Below are 18,132 nucleotides of genomic sequence, written 5' to 3' on the forward strand. Positions count from 1 at the left end.
TCAGCCGCGTAGACGTGCTGGGTCATGACTTCCCTCCGCTGACGGAGACGATCGAGCCGTGGCCCGCGCCGAGAGTGGCCCGGACGGTCACGTCACCCGAGTTGGTGGGCAGCCAGATGACGCCCTCGGGCAGGTCGTCGGTCTCGACCGGCAGCGTGATCGCGCCACGCTCGGTGGAGACCGTCACGAAGCCGCCGGTCTCCAGTCCGAACTGCTGCGCGGTGACCTCGGCGACCTTCGCGACGACCGGGCGGGCCGTACCGGCGAGGTGCGGCTCGTCCACCTGCAGCGAGCCGTTGCCGAGCAGGCGGTGCCACGTGGCGAGCACGGCCTTGCCGGGACCGGCCGGGGACACCAGCGGCGCGGCGACGTTGAGCGAGGAACCGCTCGGCGTGCCCTCACCCAGACGCGCCAGGTCGGCGGCCGAGGCGGCGGGCGTCTGCGTGAACAGGTCCGCGTCCATCTCCACCGCGAGGGTGTCGAGCACGCGGCAGTCCGGCAGGGCGCTGGTGCCGTCGAGGGTCGTGCCGAACTCGCGGCGGCGGCCCTCCCAGTTGAGGTAGCTGCCGGACTTCTCGACCGCCGGGGCGATCGGGAGCACGACGTCCGCGTGCGCGGTGACGGCGCTCGGCCGCAGCTCCAGGCTCACGATGAAACCGGCCGCTGCCAACGCCTTCTCCGCGAGCCGCGGGTCCGGCAGGTCGAACGGGTCGACGCCGCCGATCAGCAGACCGGACAGCTCGCCGTTCGCGGCGGCTTCGAGGATGCCCGTGGTGTCGCGGCCGGGCGTCGCGGGCAGCGAGCCCTCCTCGACACCCCAGGTGCGCTCGACCTCGGTGCGCGCGGCGGCGTTCGCGACGTGGCGACCGCCGGGCAGCAGGTTCGGCGCGGCACCGACCGCGAGCGCGCCGCGCTCACCGGCACGGCGGGGAATCCACGCGACCTGAGCACCCGTGCGCTCGGCCAGGCGGGCGACCGCGGTGAACGCGCCGGGGATCGTGGCGGCGCGTTCACCGACCAGGATCACCGCACCGGGCTTGGACAGCAGCTCGACGACGTCGGAAGCGTGCTCCGGCAACGCGTTGATGGCGTTCGCCTCGGCACCGGGCACACAGGCGAGCAGCGTGCCGAACGTCTTCTCCACGGCCGGGGTCGTGAACTGGCCGAGGTGGAAGACCTTCGTGGTGCCCTTGCGAGCGGCCTTGCGCAGGCGCAGGAAGACGATCGGCGCTTCCTCCTCGGGCTCGAACGCGACCAGCAACGCGGCCGGTGCCTTCTCGATGCCCTGGAAGGTGACGCCGTTGTCCGGGTTCGTGAACACCGTGGTGCCGGACAGGAACTCCAGCTCCTCGGCGCTGTGCGGCCGGGCGCGGAAGTCGATGTCGTTGGTGTGCAACGCGATCCGGGCGAACTTCGAGTACGCGTAGGCGTCCTCGACGGTCAGCCGGCCACCGGTGAGGACACCGACGCCGTGCGCGTCCCGTGCCGCCGCCAGACCGGCCGCCGCGACCTGCAGCGCCTCGGTCCAGGACGACTCGCGCAGCTCGCCGCTCTCCTTGTCGCGCACCAGCGGCCGCTTGATGCGGTCGTCGGCGGTGGCGTAGCGGAAGGCGAACCGGCCCTTGTCGCAGATCCACTCCTCGTTGACCTGCGGGTCGTCGCCGGCGAGCTTGCGCTGCACCTTGCCACGCCGCCAGTCGGTGCGCTCGGCACAACCCGACGAGCAGTGCTCGCAGATGCTCGGCGTCGACACGAGGTCGAACGGCCGGGCGCGGAAGCGGTAGGCGGCGCTCGTCAGGGCACCGACCGGGCAGATCTGGATGGTGTTGCCCGAGAAGTACGACTGGAACGGCTTGTCCTGCGCCACACCGATCTGCTGCTGCGAGCCGCGCTCGAGCAGCTCGATGAACGGGTCGCCGGCGATCTGCGCGGAGAACCGGGTGCAGCGCTGGCAGAGCACGCAGCGCTCGCGGTCGAGCAACACCTGCGTGGAGATGTTGATCGGCTTCGGGAACGTCCGCTTGTGCTCGTGGAAGCGGGAGTCGCTGCGGCCGTGGGCGATCGCCTGGTTCTGCAGCGGGCACTCACCGCCCTTGTCGCAGATCGGGCAGTCCAGCGGGTGGTTGATGAGCAGCAGCTCCATCACACCCTGCTGGGCCTTGTCCGCGACCGGCGAGGTCAGCTGGGTCTTCACGACCATGCCGTCCGCGACCGTCATCGTGCATGAGGCCTGCGGCTTCGGCATCGGCCGGCCGCCCATCTCGACCTCGACGAGGCACTGGCGGCAGGCGCCCGCGGGCTCCAGCAGCGGGTGGTCGCAGAAGCGCGGGATGACCGTGCCGAGGCGCTCGGCCGTGCGGATCAGCAGCTCACCCTTGGGCGCGACGATCTCGACGCCGTCGATGACGAGCTTCACGTGTCCTTCGGGGACGACGAGCTCGGCGGTGGGCTTGTCAGGCGCGATGGTCATGCGTTCGCTCCAGCCAGGACCTTGGAGTTCTGGTCGCACAGCGCCAGGAACTCGTCCTTGAAGTACTTGATGCCACTGGTGATCGGGCTGACGGCACCGTCACCGAGCGCGCAGAACGAGCGGCCGAGGATGTTGTCGCAGACGTCGAGCAACGTGTCGATGTCGCTCGCCGTCCCGTTGCCGGCCACCATCCGCTGCAGGATCTGCACGAGCCAGTACGTGCCCTCGCGGCACGGCGTGCACTTGCCGCACGACTCGTGCTTGTAGAACTCCGTCCACTTCATGACGGCCCACGGCACGGACACGGTCTCGTTGAAGATCTGCAGGGCGGTGGTGCCCAGCATCGATCCGGCCTCGGCGGCACCCTCGAAGTCCAGCGGCACGTCGAGGTGCTCCGCGGTGAACAGCGGGGTGGACGAGCCACCCGGCGTCCAGAACTTCAGCGGGATGCCGTCCTTCATGCCACCGGCCATGTCCAGCAGCTGCCGGAGCGTGGTGCCCATCGGCGCCTCGTACTGGCCGGGCCGCGTGACGTGGCCGGACAGCGAGTAGATCTTCGGACCGGGCGACCGGTCGCGACCCATCTCGCGGAACCAGTCGGCGCCACCGTTGACGATGAAGGGAACCGACGCGATGGTCTCGACGTTGTTCACGACGGTGGGCGACGCGTAGAGGCCCGAGGTCGCGGGGAACGGCGGCTTGAGCCGCGGCTGGCCGCGGCGGCCCTCCAGCGAGTCGAGCAGCGCGGTCTCCTCGCCGCAGATGTACGCGCCGGCGCCGGCGTGGATCACGACGTCGAGGTCGAACCCGCTGCCGAGGATGTCCTTGCCCAGGTATCCCTTGGCGTACGCCTCGCGCACCGCCGCGTTCAGGCGGCGGATGCAGTGCAGGACCTCACCGCGGACGTAGATCGCCGCGAAGTTCGCGCGGATCGCGTACGACGTGATGATCACGCCCTCGATCAGCGAGTGCGGGTCCGCCATCATCGTGGGGATGTCCTTGCAGGTGCCCGGCTCGCCCTCGTCGGCGTTGATGACGAGGTAGTGCGGCTTGCCGTCGCCCTGCGGGATGAAGCCCCACTTCATGCCGGTGGGGAACCCCGCGCCGCCGCGGCCGCGCAGTCCGGAGTCCTTGCACTGCTGGATGAGCTGGTCCGGGTGGGCCTTGAGCGCCTTGGGCAGGGCGGTGTAGCCACCGGTGCGCTCGTAGGTCTCGATCGTCCAGGACCTGGGCTCGGTCCAGCGCTTGGTGAGAACGGGAGTCAGCGGGTCAACCATTGGTGTTCCCCTACTTCTTTTCCGGCAGGGCAGGGAACTCGGCGTTGGCCGGCATGGCCGGCGCGTCCCAGCCGCGTTCCTTGGCGATCTGCGCACCGGCCAGCGTCTCCGGCGCCGCCGACGGGCCGTCGAGGTCGGCGTCGCGTCCCTCGAAGAACCCGGCGAGCTGGAGCTCGGCCTGCTTGAAGTCGGTGAGCGGCGCGCCGCGCGTCGGGGCGGGCTTCTCCCCCGACTGCAACGCCTTCACGAGTCCCAGGGCCTTGTCCGGCGTCTGGTTGTCGTAGAACTCGTAGTTCACCTGGAGCACCGGGCCGAGGTCGCACGCGGCGAGGCACTCGGCGTGCTCCAGCGTGATCGAGCCCGGCGTGCCCGGCTCGCCCGCGGTCTCCTCGTGGCCCACGCCGAGGTGGCTCTTGAGCGTCGAGTAGATCTCGTCGCCACCGAGCGCCGCGCACAGCGTGTTCGTGCACACGCTGACGAGGTGCTCACCGCAGGGACGGCGCTTGTACATCGTGTAGAACGTCGCGACCGCGCTGACCTCGGCCTCGCTCAGGTCGAGCTGCCCGGCGCAGAACCGGATGCCGTCCTGGGAGACGTAGCCCTCGACCGACTGCACGAGGTGCAGCATCGGGAGCAGCGCACTGCGGGCCTGCGGGTAGCGGGCGATGATCGCCTGCGCGCGGTCCACGACAGCCTGGTCGAAAACAGTCTTCTCAGAGGCCTGGGTCATCGGTCGCAACCACCCATCACGGGGTCGATCGAGGCGACGGACGCGATGACGTCGGCGACCATGCCGCCTTCGCACATCGCGGGCATCGACTGGAGGTTCACGAAGCTTGGTTCGCGCAGGTGCACGCGCATCGGCCTGGTGCCGCCGTCGGAGACCACGTGGTAGCCGAGCTCGCCGCGCGGCGACTCGACCGGTACGTACACCTGGCCCGCCGGAACCTTGAAGCCCTCGGTCACCAGCTTGAAGTGGTGGATCAGGGACTCCATGGACTGGCCCATGATCTTGCGGACGTGCTCGAGCGAGTTGCCCATGCCGTCGCTGCCGATCGTGAGCTGCGCCGGCCAGGCGATCTTCGCGTCCTCGACCATCACCGGACCGGTCGGCAGGCTCTTCACGACCTGCTTGATGATCCGCAGCGACTGGTGCATCTCCTCCAGGCGCAGCAGGTACCGCGCGAAGCAGTCCGCCGCGTTCGAGGTCGGCACGTCGAACTGGTAGTTCTCGTAGCCGCTGTACGGCTCGATCTTGCGCAGGTCCCAGGCGAGGCCGGCGGAGCGCAGGATCGGGCCGGTGATGCCGAGCGCGAGGCACGCGTCGACGGGCAGGTAGCCCACGCCCGCGAGGCGGTTGCGCCAGATCGGCTGACCGGTGAGCAGCTTGTCGTAGTCCGGCAGCCGCTTTTCCATGATCTTGACGAAGCCGGTGATCTTCTCGACCGCGTCGGCCGGCAGGTCCTGCGCGAGGCCGCCGGGACGGATGAACGCGTGGTTCATCCGCAGGCCGGTGAGGTGCTCCAGCAGGTGCAGGGCCTCTTCGCGCTCGCGGAAGCCGGAGGTCATGCCGGTGAGGGCACCGAGCTCCATGCCGCCGGTCGCGAGCGCGACGAGGTGCGAGCTGATGCGGTTGATCTCCATCAGCAGCACGCGGATCGCCTGCGCCTTGTCCGGCACCGTGACGCCGAGCAGCTTCTCGACGGACATGCAGTACGCGGCCTCGTGGTGCAGCGGCGCGAGGTAGTCGGTGCGCGTGACGAACGTGACGCCCTGGACCCAGTTCCGGTACTCGACGTTCTTCTCGATACCGGTGTGCAGGTAGCCGATCACGCTGCGGGCGTGGGTGACCGTCTCGCCCTCGAGCTCCAGGACCAGGCGGAGCACGCCGTGGGTCGAGGGGTGCTGCGGGCCCAGGTTCATGACGATGCGCTCGTCGTGGACCGCGTCCGCGAGCACCTCGTCCCAGTCGCCGCCGGTCACCGTGTAGACGGTGCCCTCGGTGGTCCTGCGCGACTCCGCGATCTCGGCGTCGGTGCGCGTGCGGGTGTTGACGTCGTCCGTGCTGTCGCTGCCGGTCGCACTGGTGTTGGTGCCGGTGGTGACGTCGGAAAGTCGCTCGGTCATGAGTAGGACCGCCTCTGGTCCGGCGGAGGAATCTCCGCGCCCTTGTACTCCACCGGGATGCCGCCCAGCGGGTAGTCCTTGCGCTGGGGGTGTCCGTCCCAGTCGTCCGGCATGAGGATGCGGGTCAGTCCGGGGTGACCGTCGTAGATGATCCCGAACATGTCCCAGGTCTCGCGCTCCTGCCAGTCCGCCGTCGGGTAGACCTCGACAAGGCTCGGCACGTGCGGGTGCTCGACGTCGACGGCGACTTCCAGCCGGATGCGGCGGCGGTACGTCATCGACGTGAGGTGCGTGACCGAGTGCAGGCGCTGCGGCACGTCGGCGCCGTAGTCCACACCGGACACCGAGCTGCAGAGCTCGAAGCGCAGGGCCGGGGTGTCGCGGCAGATGCGCGCGACCTCCAGCAGCGTCTCCGGCTTGAGGTAGAAGGTGATCTCACCGCGGTCGACCGTCACCTGCTGCACCGTGTCGGCGGGCAGGCCCCGGTCCGCGATCGAGGCGAACAGCTCGTCCGCGACCTCGTCGAACCAGCCGCCGAACGGGCGCTCTGACGGAGCAGCCACGTGGGCGGGCAGGCGCAGGCCACCGAATCCGGACGTGTCACCGGAGCCGGTGACGCCGAAGAGGCCCTGGCGCTCCTTGCCCGCGAGGATCGGCGCTTTCGCCTTCGCCTCGGTCGGGTTGGTCTTCTCGAGATCCTCTCCCGCGCGGTTGACGCTGGAGTGCTCTCCCCCTGGCTCGGTCACTTCTTCCTCGCAAAACGCTCGGAGGACGGGATGAGATCGGTGCGGTAGCCCGAGTCGGCGAGTGCCTTGGCGCGCACGGCGCCCAGCGGCTCGTCCATGATCTTGGCGTGGATCTTGAGGATCGCGTCCATCAGCATCTCCGGCCGCGGCGGGCAGCCCGGCAGGTACATGTCGACGGGCACGACGTGGTCGACGCCCTGCACCACCGCGTAGTTGTTGAACATGCCGCCAGTGCTGGCGCACACGCCCATGGCCAGCACCCAGCGCGGCTCGGGCATCTGGTCGTAGATCTGCCGCAGCACCGGCGCCATCTTGTTGGTGACGCGGCCGGCCACGATCATCAGGTCCGCCTGGCGCGGTGAGGCCCGGAAGACCTCCATGCCGAAGCGGGCCAGGTCGTACCGCGGACCACCCGTCGTCATCATCTCGATGGCGCAGCAGGCCAGGCCGAAGGTGGCAGGCCAGAGCGAGGACTTGCGGGTCCAGTTGACCAGCTTCTCGACGCTGACCAGCAGGATGCCGTTCGGGAGCTTCTCCTCGAGACCCATGACTTCCTCAGTTCCAGTCGAGGCCGCCGCGACGCCACACGTAGACGTACGCGAAGCCGACCGTGGCGACGAACAGGACGATCTCCACCAGCCCGAACAGGCCGAGCTTGTCGGCCGCTACGGCGAACGGGTAGAGGAAGACCATTTCGATGTCGAACAAGATGAACAGCATCGCCGTCAGGTAGTAGGCGACGGGCATGCGCCCACCACCGACGACCGGCTGCGGGCTCGGCTCGATGCCGCACTCGTACGCGTCGAGCTTCGCCTTGTTGTAGCGGCGCGGTCCGATGTAGGGAGCCGCGGTCACCGAGAACAGTGCGAACGCTCCGGCGAGCGCGAACATCAATACGAGGGGGAGGTAAGGGTCAAGCACGCTCCGTCGTCCTTTCCTCGCGGTCGCCCGCACCCTAAGGGTGTTGTTCTACGACACGTTTGTTAGGCGAACCTAACAAACGCTTGTGAAACAGTTCACAAGCTTGTACACACTGTTGTGAAGTGATTCACAAGCTCGCTCGCCAGTGTAGAACGCCTGTAAATGACCTGGATCACAGGGTCTGACCTGGGCGTTTAACCTGCCCGACACATGCGAAACGGCACCGGCTCGTATTGAGCCGGTGCCGTCACCTATTCGGAGTAATTTACGCGCTGGGAGCGAGCTTCGTGGCGGCCACGATCAGGCGGTCCATTGAGTCCCCGTCCTTGGGGTCGTAGAGGCCCGCGAGTAGCTTGAGCACGAGTTTCATCAGGCGTTTCCGCGGCATTCCGTACTTCGTTGCGGTCCGCATGATCGCCGGGTTACCGATGAGCTTCGAGAAGACGTTCCCGAGCCGGTAGTAACTGCCGAGCGCCTCCTCGATGCGGACCGGGTAGCCGTGCAGCGCCCGTTCACGGTTGACGCCGGTGCGCGCGAGCGCCTGGACGATCGACTCGGACGCGATCTTGGCCGACTCCATGGCGTAGCCGATGCCCTCGCCGTTGAACGGGTTGACCATGCCGCCGGCGTCGCCGACGAGCACCATGCCCGCCCGGTAGTGCGGCTTGCGGTTGAGCCCCATGGGCAGCGCCGCGCCGCCGATCCGGCTGGTCGCGTTCTCCTCGCGGAAGCCCCACTCCTCCGGCGTGCCGTCCAGCCAGCTGCGCAGGAGCTGCCGGTAGTCGGTGGTGCCGTAGGCCTTCGACGTGCTGAGAATGCCCAGGCCGACGTTCACGCTGCCGTCGCCCATGCCGAAGATCCAGCCGTAGCCGGGCAGCAGCTGCCCGTCCGGGGCCCACAGTTCGAGGTGCGACTCGAGGTAGTCGTCCTTGGTGCGCGGGCTGTTGTAGTAGCGGCGCACCGCCACGCCCATCGGCTTGTCGTCGTCCTTCTGGAGGCCGATGCTCAGGGCGAGGCGTGCTGACACACCGTCACACCCGACGACGATCGGGGCGCGGTAGGTGACCGGGTTCTTTTCCGGTCCCTGCTTGGCCTCAACGCCCACGACGCGGCCGTTCTCGACGATGGCCTTGGTGACCGTCGTGTGCTCGTGCATGCGCGCGCCGGCCGCCTTTGCGGCGTTCGCGAGCATCTCGTCGAAGTCCAGGCGAGGACGCACGACGCCGTAGTTCGGGAAGGTGGCCAGGTCCGGCCAGTCCAGCTCCATCGTCACGCCGCCGCCCACGACGCGGAGGCCCTTGTTGTGGAGCCAGCCGTTGCTCTCGCGGGTGTCGATGCCCAGGTCGATGAGCTGCTTGACGCCTCGGGGCGTGAGGCCGTCGCCGCAGACCTTCTCCCTGGGGAAGGTGCTCTTCTCCAGGAGGAGGACGTCGAGGCCCGCCCTGGCGAGGTAGGTGGCCGCGGTCGAGCCCGCCGGTCCAGCACCCACCACGATGACGTCGGCGTCCTCGTTGATCCCGCGCCTGCTCATCCAGACTCCCTGCGTGTACCGGTCACAGCTTCTGCTGGCGACTCTAACCGGACGTTGCTGAGGGTTCCGGGGGCTGGGGTTGCCGAGCCCGGCTGCGGGCGGTGACTTGCGCTGGTGAGCGCGTTACGACTCGACGGGCTCCTCGGCCTTCGGCTTCGGCTTCGTTGCGCGGTGCAGGGCCACCATGCCGCCCGTCAGGTTGAACCAGGCCACGTCCTCCCAGCCCGCCTGCGAGATGAGCTCGCCGAGGGTGCGCTGGTCCGGCCAGGTCGCCATCGACTCGGACAGGTACGAGTAGGCGGCGGGGTTCGAGGAGACGAACTTCGCGATGAGGGGAAGCAGCTTGAGCAGGTAGCGCATGTAGACGAAGCGGAACGGCTTCCAGACCGGCGTCGAGACCTCGCAGATGACCATGCGGCCGCCCGGCTTGGTGACGCGGGCCATTTCGCGGAGGGCCACGACGGTGTCGTTGAAGTTGCGGATGCCGAAGGACACCGTGACGGCGTCGAAGGAGTTGTCCTTGAAGGGCAGGCGCAGGGCGTCGGCGGCCACCTTCGGGACTCGGCGGTGGGCGCCGGAGGCGAGCATGCCCACGGAGAAGTCCGCGGCGACGCACCAGGCGCCGGACGCGGCGTACTCGACGGTCGAGACCGCGGTGCCTGCGGCGAGGTCGAGGACCTTCTCGTTCGGGCGGGCGTCGAGGACTCGCCTGCTCCACTCCCGCCAGCGGCGGTCGAAGCCCAGCGTCATGACCGAGTTCGTGCGGTCGTAGCCCTTGGCCACGCCGTCGAACATCTCGGCTACCTCGCGGGGGTTCTTGTCCAGGCCGGCTCGCGACATGACTAGAGACTAAGTCAGCGTCGCTGAGATCTTGTTCAGGGCACCTTCAGGGCGCTGAGCATGCCGTCGACCGCCGCGTGCCACGGGTACTCCTCGGCGCGGGCCCGTGCGGCCTCCCGTGAACCCGATTCCAGCAGGTGCCGGGCCGCCGAGGCGAAGGCGGGAGCGTCGTCGGAGACGGCCGCGCCGCAGGACGGCTGGACGATCTCCTTCAGCGCGCTGCTCCGGCTCACGACGACCGGGGTGCCGCTGGCCAGGGCCTCCAGGGCGGCCAGGCCGAACGTCTCGTGCGGGCCCGGTGCGAGCGACAGGTCCGCCGAGGCGAGCAGGGAGGCCACGTCGAGGCGTGAGTTCACGAAGCCCAGGAACGTCACCGGCAGGCCCGCCGCGCGCTTTTCGAGGAACGAGCGGCGCGGGCCGTCCCCGGCGATCACCAGGCGTGCGGAGTGACCCTGTTCGTGGAGTTCGGCCAGGGTGTCGACGGAGCGTTCGACGTGCTTCTCCGGGGACAAGCGTCCACAGTGGATGAGCAGGTTCTCCTTGCCCTGCAAAAGGTCCGTCCGCAACGAGGCGGAGTGGCGAGTGGGGGTGAAGGTGGCCAGGTCGACGCCCAGCGGTACCCGGGTGACGTTCGTGGCACCGATGCGGTCGAACTCCTCACGGGCGAACGCCGTCGTGCAGACGACCGTGTCGTAGGAGGCGGCCATGCGGCGGTTCGCCCAGTCGGCGCCGCGTTCGGCCGGGGTGGCGGGCAGCACGAACCGGAGCAGGCGGTCCAGGCGTTCGTGGGAGATCACGACGTTCGGGATGCCGCGTTCGCTCGCCCACGCGCCCATGCCGCGCAGGGTGAGCCGGTCGGAGACCTCCAGGCGGTCGGGCTTGAGGTGTTCCACCAACGACTTCACCCGCCACGGGTCCACCACCCGGTAGCCGCCGGTGTACGGGACCTTCACCGCGGGCAGGGTGATCCGGCGCACTCCGCCGGGCAGTTCCTCGTCGGCGTGGCGGTCGCCCGGTACGACGAGCACCACCTCGTGGCCCTCCTGCGCGTAGCCGGTGCCGAGGTGGTGCAGCGCCGTGCGGAGGCCGCCCGACCTGGGGCCGTAGAAGTTGGCGAGCTGGACGATCCTCAAGCGGCCGCCTGGTGAGTGAGTCCGATGACTGCCGCGTAGTGGCCCATCAGCTGGTCGCAGATGGCGGGCCAGGTGCGGGTGAGCACCGACTTGCGGGCCGCGAGGCCGAACCGCTTGCGCAGCATCGGGTCTCGCAGCAGGTCCACGTACTGGGCGATGTCTTCCTCGAAGAGGTATCCGGTGCGACCGTGCCTGACCAGGTCACGCGGGCCGCCCGCGTTCGGTGCCAGCACCGGAAGACCGGTCGCCAGCGCCTCCTGCACGGCCTGGCAGAACGTCTCGTGCGGGCCCGTGTGGATGAAGACGTCCAACGACGCGTAGGCCTCCGCGAGCTCCTGCCCGGTGCGGAAGCCCAGGAACTCCGCGTTCGGCATGTCCTTCTCGAGCTGCTCGCGGTCAGGCCCGTCCCCCACGATCCGCAGCTTCACGCCCGGCAGGTCGTGCAGCTCCTTGAGCCGGTTGACCTGCTTCTCCGGCGCAAGGCGGCCGACGTACCCGATGGTCAGCTCGTCGTTGTGCCTCGGACGGGGGTGGAAGAGGTCGATGTCCACGCCTCTGCCCCACCGGTGCACGCGCGGGACGCCGTGCTGTTCCAGCGCCTCCACCGCCGAACTGGACGGGGCGAGCGTGCGGTCGGCGAGCGTGTGGAGGCGTCTGGTCCAGCGCCACGCGGCGCGTTTCGTGAGGCCCAGGCCGTAGTTGCCCGCGAAACCGGCCACATCGGTCTGGTAGACCGCGACGGTGGGCACGTCGAGCTTGCGCGCGGCTCTGAGGCCGTACGCACCGAGCACGAACGGCGACGCGAGGTGCACCACGTCGGGCTGGAAGTCGGCGAGGGCGTGGAGCACTCTCGGGCTCGGCACACCGATGGGAAGACTCGTCACCATGGGCACGTCGACGGAGGAGACTCTGACGACGGGCGTGCCGTGGTGCTCGTCGGCACCCGCGCCCGGCGCAACGACCATCGCCTGATGTCCGTTGCGGCGCAGGTGCTCCAGGACCCGGAGCACCGAGTTGGTGACCCCGTTCACCTGGGGCAGGAAGCTCTCGGTCACGATCGCTACGCGCACAGGGACACCATGAGGTGCCCGCATGAAGTCCGCGTGACCTGAGATTTGACGCGGACGGAACACCTCACGTCGTGGCCAGGTGATCGTCGATTCGTCATCTCCGCTTGGGTTGCCGGACATCCGGCGCGGTGAAACTAGGCCAGCATGACCGTCTTGTCGTCCCGTCCCGCGCACCCGGTAGAGCCCGGCCTGGTGTCCATCGCGCTGGAAGTGGCCGGTCGCCTGGCGAACGACGCCTCGGACGTCATCATGGCCACCGCAGGCCGCGGCGTGCGTCCCGACTCCGGCGAGTCACCGTTCGACTGGGTCACCGACACCGACCGCACCCTGGAACGCCACACCCGGCGCGTGCTCACCGCCGAGTTCCCCACGATCCCCGTGTTCTGCGAGAACTCCGACGCGGACGTTCCCGGCGACTCGGAGTTCCGCTGGGTCGTCGACCCCGTCGACGGCACCGCGAACTACACGGCGGGCATGCCCTGGTGTGCCTACAGCCTCGCTCTGGTGGACCGCTGGGGCCCCGTCGTCGGCGTCGTCGCCGACCCGTACCGCGCGCAGATCTACGCCGCCGCGCGTGGGCGTGGCATGCGTGCGAACGGCACGCCCGTCCGCCTGACCGAACGCCAAGGCGACTCTCTCGTCGTATGCACCGAGATGACGCGTTCCGGCCCGTGGCCGGGCATGGGCGAGTTCATCTCCACAGCAGCGATAGCAGGCACGGGTGTGCGCGTTCTCGGTTCGAAAGCGCTCGCCGTCGCACAGGTGGCGTTGGGCCACGTCGCAGCTGCGGTGCTGCACGGCTATCACGAGTGGGACGTCGCAGGTGCGGTGTCATTGGCCGTGGAGTCGGGTGCGGTCGTGCTCGACAGACGCGGTGAAGGCGCCCAACTACCCGTGGACGGACTGCTCGTCGCCGCACCTGAAGCGGCGGACGAGGTGCTGGGCTGGTGGCAGTCGGCGCTTCAGGTGGACAGCTGAGGGAGCTGCTTCTCCAGCACTTCGAGGTGCGTGCGCGCCTCGTTCAGCTCGGGGTGGTCGAACATCTGCAACGCCACGCGCCCGACCTCGTTCTCGAACTGGTGGAAGTCGTGCGAGGCCTTGAGCAACCGCTGGTAGACGGGGTGCTGCTGGTCGACCGCGCCGAGCGCCCGCCCGAGCTGCGCGATGCCGCGCACGTCGTCTAGTTCCTTCACGAGCTGCTCGCTGATGCGCTGCAACCAGTCCTTGGCCGCCGACTGCGGCACGGTCTGGATGGCCGCCGCGACCCTGCGCGTGGACGCGGCACAGCGTTCGACCAGGTCGGACCACATGTCGTAGGGCTGCTGCGGGACCGGCGGGTGCATCGGCCTCGGCATCTGCCGGGGCTGCCGGACGGAGCGGCGGACGAAGCCGACGGCGGTACCGACGAACGCGCCGGGAATGGCGCCCATCATGAAGGCGACCACGAGGATCGCGAGGACCGTGATGATGGGCGAGGAGGGCGGTTTGTCGCTCGGGACCGCCAGGTCGACGGCCGTGACCAAGGCGCCCATCAGCAGGGTGCCGATTGCGGCACCCCAGAGCGCTGAGCGGACGACGACTCCCATGGCTTCGATCGTGCCATGTTCACCGGCCGTTTCACGGTCCATCTGAAATCTCGGCTGACATGTATCTCTGCTACAGTTCTTCTTGTCGGTTCCAATAGGAGCCGAAAGTGGACCCGGTTCACCGTCCGGACGGTCGGTTGCCGGGTTTCGCGCTTTCTTGGTACTGGTCGAGCCTCACCACCGCGTCAAGCATCGACTGCACCCGTTGCCGCCAGTCGCCTCCCGCTCCGAAGCACCACGCGAGCGCGTCACTCGCCCACAGAACCGGATCTTCGGCTGGCCGCAAGTGCTCATAGGTGAACGGGTCGTCCACCTTCTCCAGGGCTGCCGCGAGCGTCTGCCTGTCACGTACGTCCTGGTGTGCACAGCTTTCGATCGCCAACCGAGTGACACCGAGTTCATGCAGCCATGTCGCCGCAGCCGACAAGCAAAGCTGACGCGCGCGGACGTCGTCCGAGTCCCGAACGGTCCACACAGCCGCCCGCATGCCCATTTCGCGCAGCCTGGAGACGACCTCTCGCCTGCGTGAGTCACTCTCCTTCTTGAAGTGCACGCGACGTTGACCAGGCCTGACCAGCCGACGCAACGCAGAACGAACCGCGTCCAGCTCACGCGGTCGAACTACGACCGCGACAACGAGGTAAGTCGCACCTCGACGCGACTCGTCCAGAAATCCATGCCACATGGACCATATGGCCTCAAAGGAGTAACGAGCTACTCCGATCAGGCGTCGAAGTCGACCGTCACGCACTCGCTGGTCGGCAGCGCCTGACAGGTCAGCACGAACCCGGCCGCCACCTCGGACTCGTCGAGCGCGTAGTTGCGCCGCATCTCGACACTGCCCTCGGTCACCAGCGCCCGGCACGTGCCGCAGACCCCGCCCTTGCAGGCGAACGGCAGGTCGGCGCGGACGCGCTGGGCCGCGTCGAGGATCGGCTCGTCCGCGGGCAGGGGCAACGTGGTCGACTTGCCGTCCAGCACGACCGTGACCGAGGCGGCGGCGTCGATGACGGCCTCAGCACGGCGCGGAGGGGGCGGCGGTTCGTCCACGTAGAAGAGTTCGTGGTGCACGCGGTCGGTGGGCACGCCGCGATCGCGCAGCACGGCCGTGGCGTCCTGCACCATCTCGTAGGGGCCGCACAGCCACCACTCGTCGATGGCGTCGAACGGGACGACGCTGCCGAACAGTGCCGTCAGCTTCGCGGCGGTCAGGCGGCCGGTGAACAGTTCGACGTCGCGCGGTTCGCGGGACAGGACGTGGATCAGCTGGAACGTGGCCGGGTAGCGGTCCTTCAGGTCGGCCAGTTCGTCGGCGAACATCACCGTGTTGGTGCTGCGGTTGCCGTACATCAGGGTCACGCGGGCGCCGGTGGCGAGGACCGTGGCGGCGATCGACAGGGCCGGGGTGATGCCGGAACCGGCGACGACCAGGCCGTGGTGCGTGCCCGTGCCGGACGGCGTGAACTTGCCCAGCGGCGGCAGGACTTCCAGCACGTCACCGGGGACGACGCGGTCCACCAGCCAGGTCGAGAACTGGCCGCCGTCGACGCGGCGCACGCCGATTCGCGGAGCGGAGCCCGCCGGCGCGCAGATCGAGTACGAGCGGCGTTCGTCGCCCTGGCGCAGGGTCAGGTACTGGCCGGCCGCGAAGGCGAACTCGTCCGAGAGATCGGCGGGCACGTCGAAGGTGACGGCCACGGCGTCGTCGCAGAGGCGGTCGACGCGGGCGACGGTGAGCTTGTGGAAGGCGGCTCGGCGCGACGACAACTCAGATCTCCTTGACGTGCTCGAACGGTTCGGCGCAGGCGTGGCAGCGGCGCAGGGCCTTGCACGCGGTCGAGCCGAACCGAGAAATCTCCGAGGTGTTCAGCGAGCCGCACTGCGGGCACGCGACCTGGCGTGACGGCGGCACGAGGTTCAGCGGCACCGGGCCCGCGACCGCCGGACCGATGCGGGACGGCGGCGCGATGCCGGCGGCGGCCAGCTTCGAACGGCCCTCCTCGCTGATCCAGTCCGTGGTCCAGGCCGGGGACAGCGACAGGCGCACCTCGACCTCGGCGTATCCCGCACCGACGAGCGATCGGCGCAGGTCGGCGCCCATCTCGTCGATCGCGGGGCAGCCGGAGTAGGTCGGGGTGATGGTGACGACGACGCGACCGTCCTCTTCGAAGACGTCGCGGAGCACGCCGAGGTCGGCGAGCGTGAGGACCGGGAGTTCCGGGTCCCGCACGGCCGACGCGACCTCCAGTGCCGTCGTCACCAGACCGCTCCCGGCAGCGAGCGGTGCAGGTGCTGCATCTCGGCGAGCAGGTAGCCCATGACCTCGGTGTGCACGCCGTCGCGGCCGGCCATGCCCGCGACACGGGCGGCGCGGGTGTCGGTGGGACGCGTGAGACCGGCGGCGCTCAGCACCGCCTCCAGCACACCGTCCACTTCGGACCGCAGCGAAGCCGGGTCGACCGCGACACCAGCGAGAGCGGCCTCGACCGAGTGCGTCGCGAACAGCTCGTCCACGAACGGCCACACGCGCTCGAGCCCGGCCTGCATGCGGCGGTGCGACTCGTCGGTGCCGTCGCCGAGGCGAACTGTCCACTGGGCGGCGTGATCGCGGTGGTAGGCCAGCTCTTTGACGCCCTTCTCGGCGATCGCGGCGAGCACCGGGTCGGCCGAGCCGCGCAAGCGTGAGAACAGCGCGAGACGCCACGACGAGAACACCAGCAGGCGCGCGATGGTCGCCGCGAAGTCGCCGCCGGGACCGGGACCGCAGTCGATCTCGGCCAGGTGGACGTTGCGGAACTCGCGTTCGTCGCGCAGGTACGCCAGGGCGTCCTCGTCGCGGCCGAGCACCTCACCGGCGCGCGTCAGCAGCATGCGGGCCTGGCCGAGCAGGTCCAGGGCGATGTTGGCGAGGGCGATGTCCTCTTCCAGCTCGGGAGCGCGCGAGCACCACTCCGAGAGGCGCTGCGAGAAGATCAACGCGTCGTCGCCGAGCATCAGGCAGTACGCGGCCAGGGCTTCGCGATCGACGCCCGCGGGGAACTCGCGGTTGACGCCGGAGAGGGCCTCCGAGAAGCCCGTTCCGAACGCCCAGTGCGCGTCCTCGCCGCCCAGCAGGGACTCGTAGGCATTGTCGAAGCTCATCAGGCCGCCCATTCGCGGGGTGAGGCGTTGTCACTGTGTTTTGCGGGACACCCGCACCCGAGTTTCACAGGTGCGGCACGTCCTCGGGAATCGCGTAGAACGTCGGGTGCCGGTAGACCTTGTCCCCCGCGGGCGCGAAGAACGGGTCCTTCTCGTCCGGCGAGGAGGCGGTGATCTCCGTGGCGGGCACCACCCAGATCGACACGCCCTCGTTGCGACGCGTGTAGACGTCACGGGCGTTGCGCAGCGCCATCTCGGCGTCCGGCGCGTGCAGCGAACCGACGTGCACGTGGTTCAGCCCGCGCTTGCCGCGCACGAACACTTCCCACAGCGGCCAAGACGTGCTCACGCGGCACCTTCCTTACGTGCGTGCTTCGCGGCGTGCGCGGCCGCGGCTTCACGAACCCACGCACCGTCCTCGTGCGCCTTGCGGCGGTGGGCGATGCGCTGCTCGTTGCAGACGCCGCCACCCTTCACGACCTGCCAGAACTCGTCCCAGTCCGGCTGACCGAAGTCGTACTCGCCGCGCTCTTCGCTCCACTTGAGCTCGGGGTCCGGGAACGTCACGCCGAGCGCCTCGGCCTGCGGCATGCTCATGTTCACGAACTTCTGCCGCAGCTCGTCGTTGGTGTCGCGCTTGATCCGCCACGCCATGGACTGCTCGGTGTTCGTGGACTCCGCGTCCGGCGGGCCGAACATCATCAGCGCCGGCCACCACCAGCGGTTCACCGAGTCCTGGACCATGTCGCGCTGCTGCTGGGTGCCGCGCATCATCGTCATCAGGAGCTCGTAGCCCTGGCGCTGGTGGAACGACTCTTCCTTGCAGATGCGGATCATGGCGCGCGCGTACGGCCCGTAGGACGTGCGGCACAGCGGCACCTGGTTGCAGATCGCGGCGCCGTCGACCAGCCAGCCGATCACGCCGACGTCGGCGAACGTGAGAGTCGGGTAGTTGAAGATCGACGAGTACTTCTGACGGCCCTCGATGAGCTTGGTCGTCAGGTCCTCGCGGTCGGCGCCGAGCGTCTCGGTCGCCGAGTACAGGTACAGGCCGTGCCCGGCCTCGTCCTGCACCTTGGCCAGCAGGATCGCCTTGCGCCGCAGCGAGGGCGCGCGGCTGATCCAGTTGCCCTCCGGCTGCATCCCGATGATCTCGGAGTGCGCGTGCTGGGCGATCTGCCTGATCAGGGTCTTGCGGTAGCCGTCGGGCATCCAGTCGCGCGGTTCGATGCGCGCCTCGGACTGCACAGTGCGCTCGAAGCGCAGCTCCAGGTCATCCGCCATACCTCG

19 protein-coding genes are annotated in these 18,132 nt (G+C 69.0%); 1 reads left to right on the top strand and 18 read right to left on the bottom strand.

All coding sequences use genetic code 11. From position 1 onward, the window contains the following. Positions 1 to 22 precede the first annotated feature (22 nt). From SK571_RS38190 to SK571_RS38240, 11 genes are all read right to left on the bottom strand, one after another. Positions 23 to 2,470, bottom strand: a complete 2,448-nt coding sequence (locus SK571_RS38190) for an NADH-quinone oxidoreductase subunit G (protein ID WP_319988987.1) — start codon at positions 2,468 to 2,470, stop codon at positions 23 to 25. Further along, a complete protein-coding gene (nuoF, locus tag SK571_RS38195; RefSeq protein WP_191298120.1) occupies positions 2,467 to 3,747 on the bottom strand; it encodes an NADH-quinone oxidoreductase subunit NuoF in 1,281 nt (426 codons plus the stop codon). Before nuoF ends, SK571_RS38190 begins: the two co-directional genes overlap by 4 nt. A gap of 10 nt (positions 3,748 to 3,757) precedes the next feature. Then, positions 3,758 to 4,477, bottom strand: a complete 720-nt coding sequence (nuoE, locus tag SK571_RS38200; protein ID WP_319988988.1) for an NADH-quinone oxidoreductase subunit NuoE — start codon at positions 4,475 to 4,477, stop codon at positions 3,758 to 3,760. Beyond that, positions 4,474 to 5,874 carry an NADH-quinone oxidoreductase subunit D gene (locus tag SK571_RS38205; RefSeq protein WP_319988989.1) on the bottom strand — a complete coding sequence of 467 codons (1,401 nt, stop codon included), beginning with the start codon at positions 5,872 to 5,874 and terminating at the stop codon, positions 4,474 to 4,476. Before SK571_RS38205 ends, nuoE begins: the two co-directional genes overlap by 4 nt. Next, positions 5,871 to 6,620 (bottom strand): NADH-quinone oxidoreductase subunit C, encoded by a 750-nt coding sequence (locus SK571_RS38210; RefSeq protein ID WP_319988990.1) that lies wholly within the window; start codon positions 6,618 to 6,620, stop codon positions 5,871 to 5,873. The genes SK571_RS38205 and SK571_RS38210 overlap by 4 nt, the downstream gene beginning before the upstream one ends. Then, the gene (locus SK571_RS38215; RefSeq protein WP_090013186.1) at positions 6,617 to 7,168 is read right to left on the bottom strand and encodes a NuoB/complex I 20 kDa subunit family protein; all 552 of its coding nucleotides are present in this window, start codon (positions 7,166 to 7,168) and stop codon (positions 6,617 to 6,619) included. Before SK571_RS38215 ends, SK571_RS38210 begins: the two co-directional genes overlap by 4 nt. 7 nt (positions 7,169 to 7,175) lie before the next feature. Next, positions 7,176 to 7,541 (bottom strand): NADH-quinone oxidoreductase subunit A, encoded by a 366-nt coding sequence (locus SK571_RS38220; protein ID WP_030478224.1) that lies wholly within the window; start codon positions 7,539 to 7,541, stop codon positions 7,176 to 7,178. 265 nt (positions 7,542 to 7,806) lie between these two features. Beyond that, the gene (locus tag SK571_RS38225; protein ID WP_319988991.1) at positions 7,807 to 9,072 is read right to left on the bottom strand and encodes a geranylgeranyl reductase family protein; all 1,266 of its coding nucleotides are present in this window, start codon (positions 9,070 to 9,072) and stop codon (positions 7,807 to 7,809) included. 123 nt (positions 9,073 to 9,195) lie between these two features. Continuing rightward, entirely contained in the window at positions 9,196 to 9,912 is a 717-nt protein-coding gene (locus SK571_RS38230) for a demethylmenaquinone methyltransferase (RefSeq protein ID WP_319988992.1), read from the bottom strand. A 35-nt stretch (positions 9,913 to 9,947) separates the two neighbouring features. After that, positions 9,948 to 11,045, bottom strand: a complete 1,098-nt coding sequence (locus tag SK571_RS38235) for a glycosyltransferase (protein ID WP_319988993.1) — start codon at positions 11,043 to 11,045, stop codon at positions 9,948 to 9,950. Then, positions 11,042 to 12,115: a glycosyltransferase family 4 protein gene (locus tag SK571_RS38240; protein ID WP_319988994.1), complete on the bottom strand. Its 1,074-nt coding sequence runs from the start codon at positions 12,113 to 12,115 to the stop codon at positions 11,042 to 11,044. Before SK571_RS38240 ends, SK571_RS38235 begins: the two co-directional genes overlap by 4 nt. A 144-nt stretch (positions 12,116 to 12,259) precedes the next feature. Between SK571_RS38240 and SK571_RS38245 the strand changes: the two genes are divergently transcribed. Then, entirely contained in the window at positions 12,260 to 13,093 is an 834-nt protein-coding gene (locus tag SK571_RS38245) for an inositol monophosphatase family protein (RefSeq protein WP_319988995.1), read from the top strand. Here the strand turns inward: SK571_RS38245 and SK571_RS38250 are convergent. The 7 genes from SK571_RS38250 to paaA all read right to left on the bottom strand — a co-directional run bounded on the left by SK571_RS38250 (position 13,078) and on the right by paaA (position 18,126). Next, a complete protein-coding gene (locus SK571_RS38250; RefSeq protein ID WP_319988996.1) occupies positions 13,078 to 13,701 on the bottom strand; it encodes a hypothetical protein in 624 nt (207 codons plus the stop codon). The two genes, SK571_RS38245 and SK571_RS38250, sit on opposite strands and share 16 nt — an antisense overlap. 118 nt (positions 13,702 to 13,819) lie before the next feature. Continuing rightward, complete coding sequence (locus SK571_RS38255) at positions 13,820 to 14,254, bottom strand: hypothetical protein (protein ID WP_319988997.1); 435 nt, start codon at positions 14,252 to 14,254, stop codon at positions 13,820 to 13,822. 170 nt (positions 14,255 to 14,424) lie between these two features. Then, positions 14,425 to 15,468: a 1,2-phenylacetyl-CoA epoxidase subunit PaaE gene (paaE, locus tag SK571_RS38260; RefSeq protein ID WP_319988998.1), complete on the bottom strand. Its 1,044-nt coding sequence runs from the start codon at positions 15,466 to 15,468 to the stop codon at positions 14,425 to 14,427. Between the two features lies 1 nt (position 15,469). Then, positions 15,470 to 15,961, bottom strand: a complete 492-nt coding sequence (paaD, locus tag SK571_RS38265) for a 1,2-phenylacetyl-CoA epoxidase subunit PaaD (RefSeq protein WP_319988999.1) — start codon at positions 15,959 to 15,961, stop codon at positions 15,470 to 15,472. Then, positions 15,958 to 16,842: a 1,2-phenylacetyl-CoA epoxidase subunit PaaC gene (paaC, locus tag SK571_RS38270; RefSeq protein WP_319989000.1), complete on the bottom strand. Its 885-nt coding sequence runs from the start codon at positions 16,840 to 16,842 to the stop codon at positions 15,958 to 15,960. The genes paaD and paaC overlap by 4 nt, the downstream gene beginning before the upstream one ends. Before the next feature lie 64 nt (positions 16,843 to 16,906). Then, positions 16,907 to 17,191, bottom strand: a complete 285-nt coding sequence (paaB, locus tag SK571_RS38275) for a 1,2-phenylacetyl-CoA epoxidase subunit PaaB (RefSeq protein WP_090065945.1) — start codon at positions 17,189 to 17,191, stop codon at positions 16,907 to 16,909. Continuing rightward, on the bottom strand, positions 17,188 to 18,126 hold the full coding sequence (gene paaA, locus SK571_RS38280) for a 1,2-phenylacetyl-CoA epoxidase subunit PaaA (RefSeq protein WP_319989001.1): 939 nt from the start codon (positions 18,124 to 18,126) through the stop codon (positions 17,188 to 17,190). Before paaA ends, paaB begins: the two co-directional genes overlap by 4 nt. Positions 18,127 to 18,132: the final 6 nt, after the last annotated feature.

This window comes from Lentzea kristufekii (assembly GCF_033949925.1).
GTDB classification, from domain to species: domain Bacteria; phylum Actinomycetota; class Actinomycetes; order Mycobacteriales; family Pseudonocardiaceae; genus Lentzea; species Lentzea kristufekii.

What these genes read in the sequence shown, in the direction of transcription:
- SK571_RS38190 (WP_319988987.1), bottom strand. Translation starts at nt 2,470, where the DNA reads ATGACCATCGCGCCTGACAAGCCCACCGCCGAGCTCGTCGTCCCCGAA.
- nuoF (WP_191298120.1), bottom strand. Translation starts at nt 3,747, where the DNA reads ATGGTTGACCCGCTGACTCCCGTTCTCACCAAGCGCTGGACCGAGCCC.
- nuoE (WP_319988988.1), bottom strand. Translation starts at nt 4,477, where the DNA reads ATGACCCAGGCCTCTGAGAAGACTGTTTTCGACCAGGCTGTCGTGGAC.
- SK571_RS38205 (WP_319988989.1), bottom strand. Translation starts at nt 5,874, where the DNA reads ATGACCGAGCGACTTTCCGACGTCACCACCGGCACCAACACCAGTGCG.
- SK571_RS38215 (WP_090013186.1), bottom strand. Translation starts at nt 7,168, where the DNA reads ATGGGTCTCGAGGAGAAGCTCCCGAACGGCATCCTGCTGGTCAGCGTC.
- SK571_RS38225 (WP_319988991.1), bottom strand. Translation starts at nt 9,072, where the DNA reads ATGAGCAGGCGCGGGATCAACGAGGACGCCGACGTCATCGTGGTGGGT.
- SK571_RS38230 (WP_319988992.1), bottom strand. Translation starts at nt 9,912, where the DNA reads ATGTCGCGAGCCGGCCTGGACAAGAACCCCCGCGAGGTAGCCGAGATG.
- SK571_RS38245 (WP_319988995.1), top strand. Translation starts at nt 12,260, where the DNA reads ATGACCGTCTTGTCGTCCCGTCCCGCGCACCCGGTAGAGCCCGGCCTG.
- SK571_RS38250 (WP_319988996.1), bottom strand. Translation starts at nt 13,701, where the DNA reads ATGGGAGTCGTCGTCCGCTCAGCGCTCTGGGGTGCCGCAATCGGCACC.
- paaC (WP_319989000.1), bottom strand. Translation starts at nt 16,842, where the DNA reads ATGAGCTTCGACAATGCCTACGAGTCCCTGCTGGGCGGCGAGGACGCG.
- paaA (WP_319989001.1), bottom strand. Translation starts at nt 18,126, where the DNA reads ATGGCGGATGACCTGGAGCTGCGCTTCGAGCGCACTGTGCAGTCCGAG.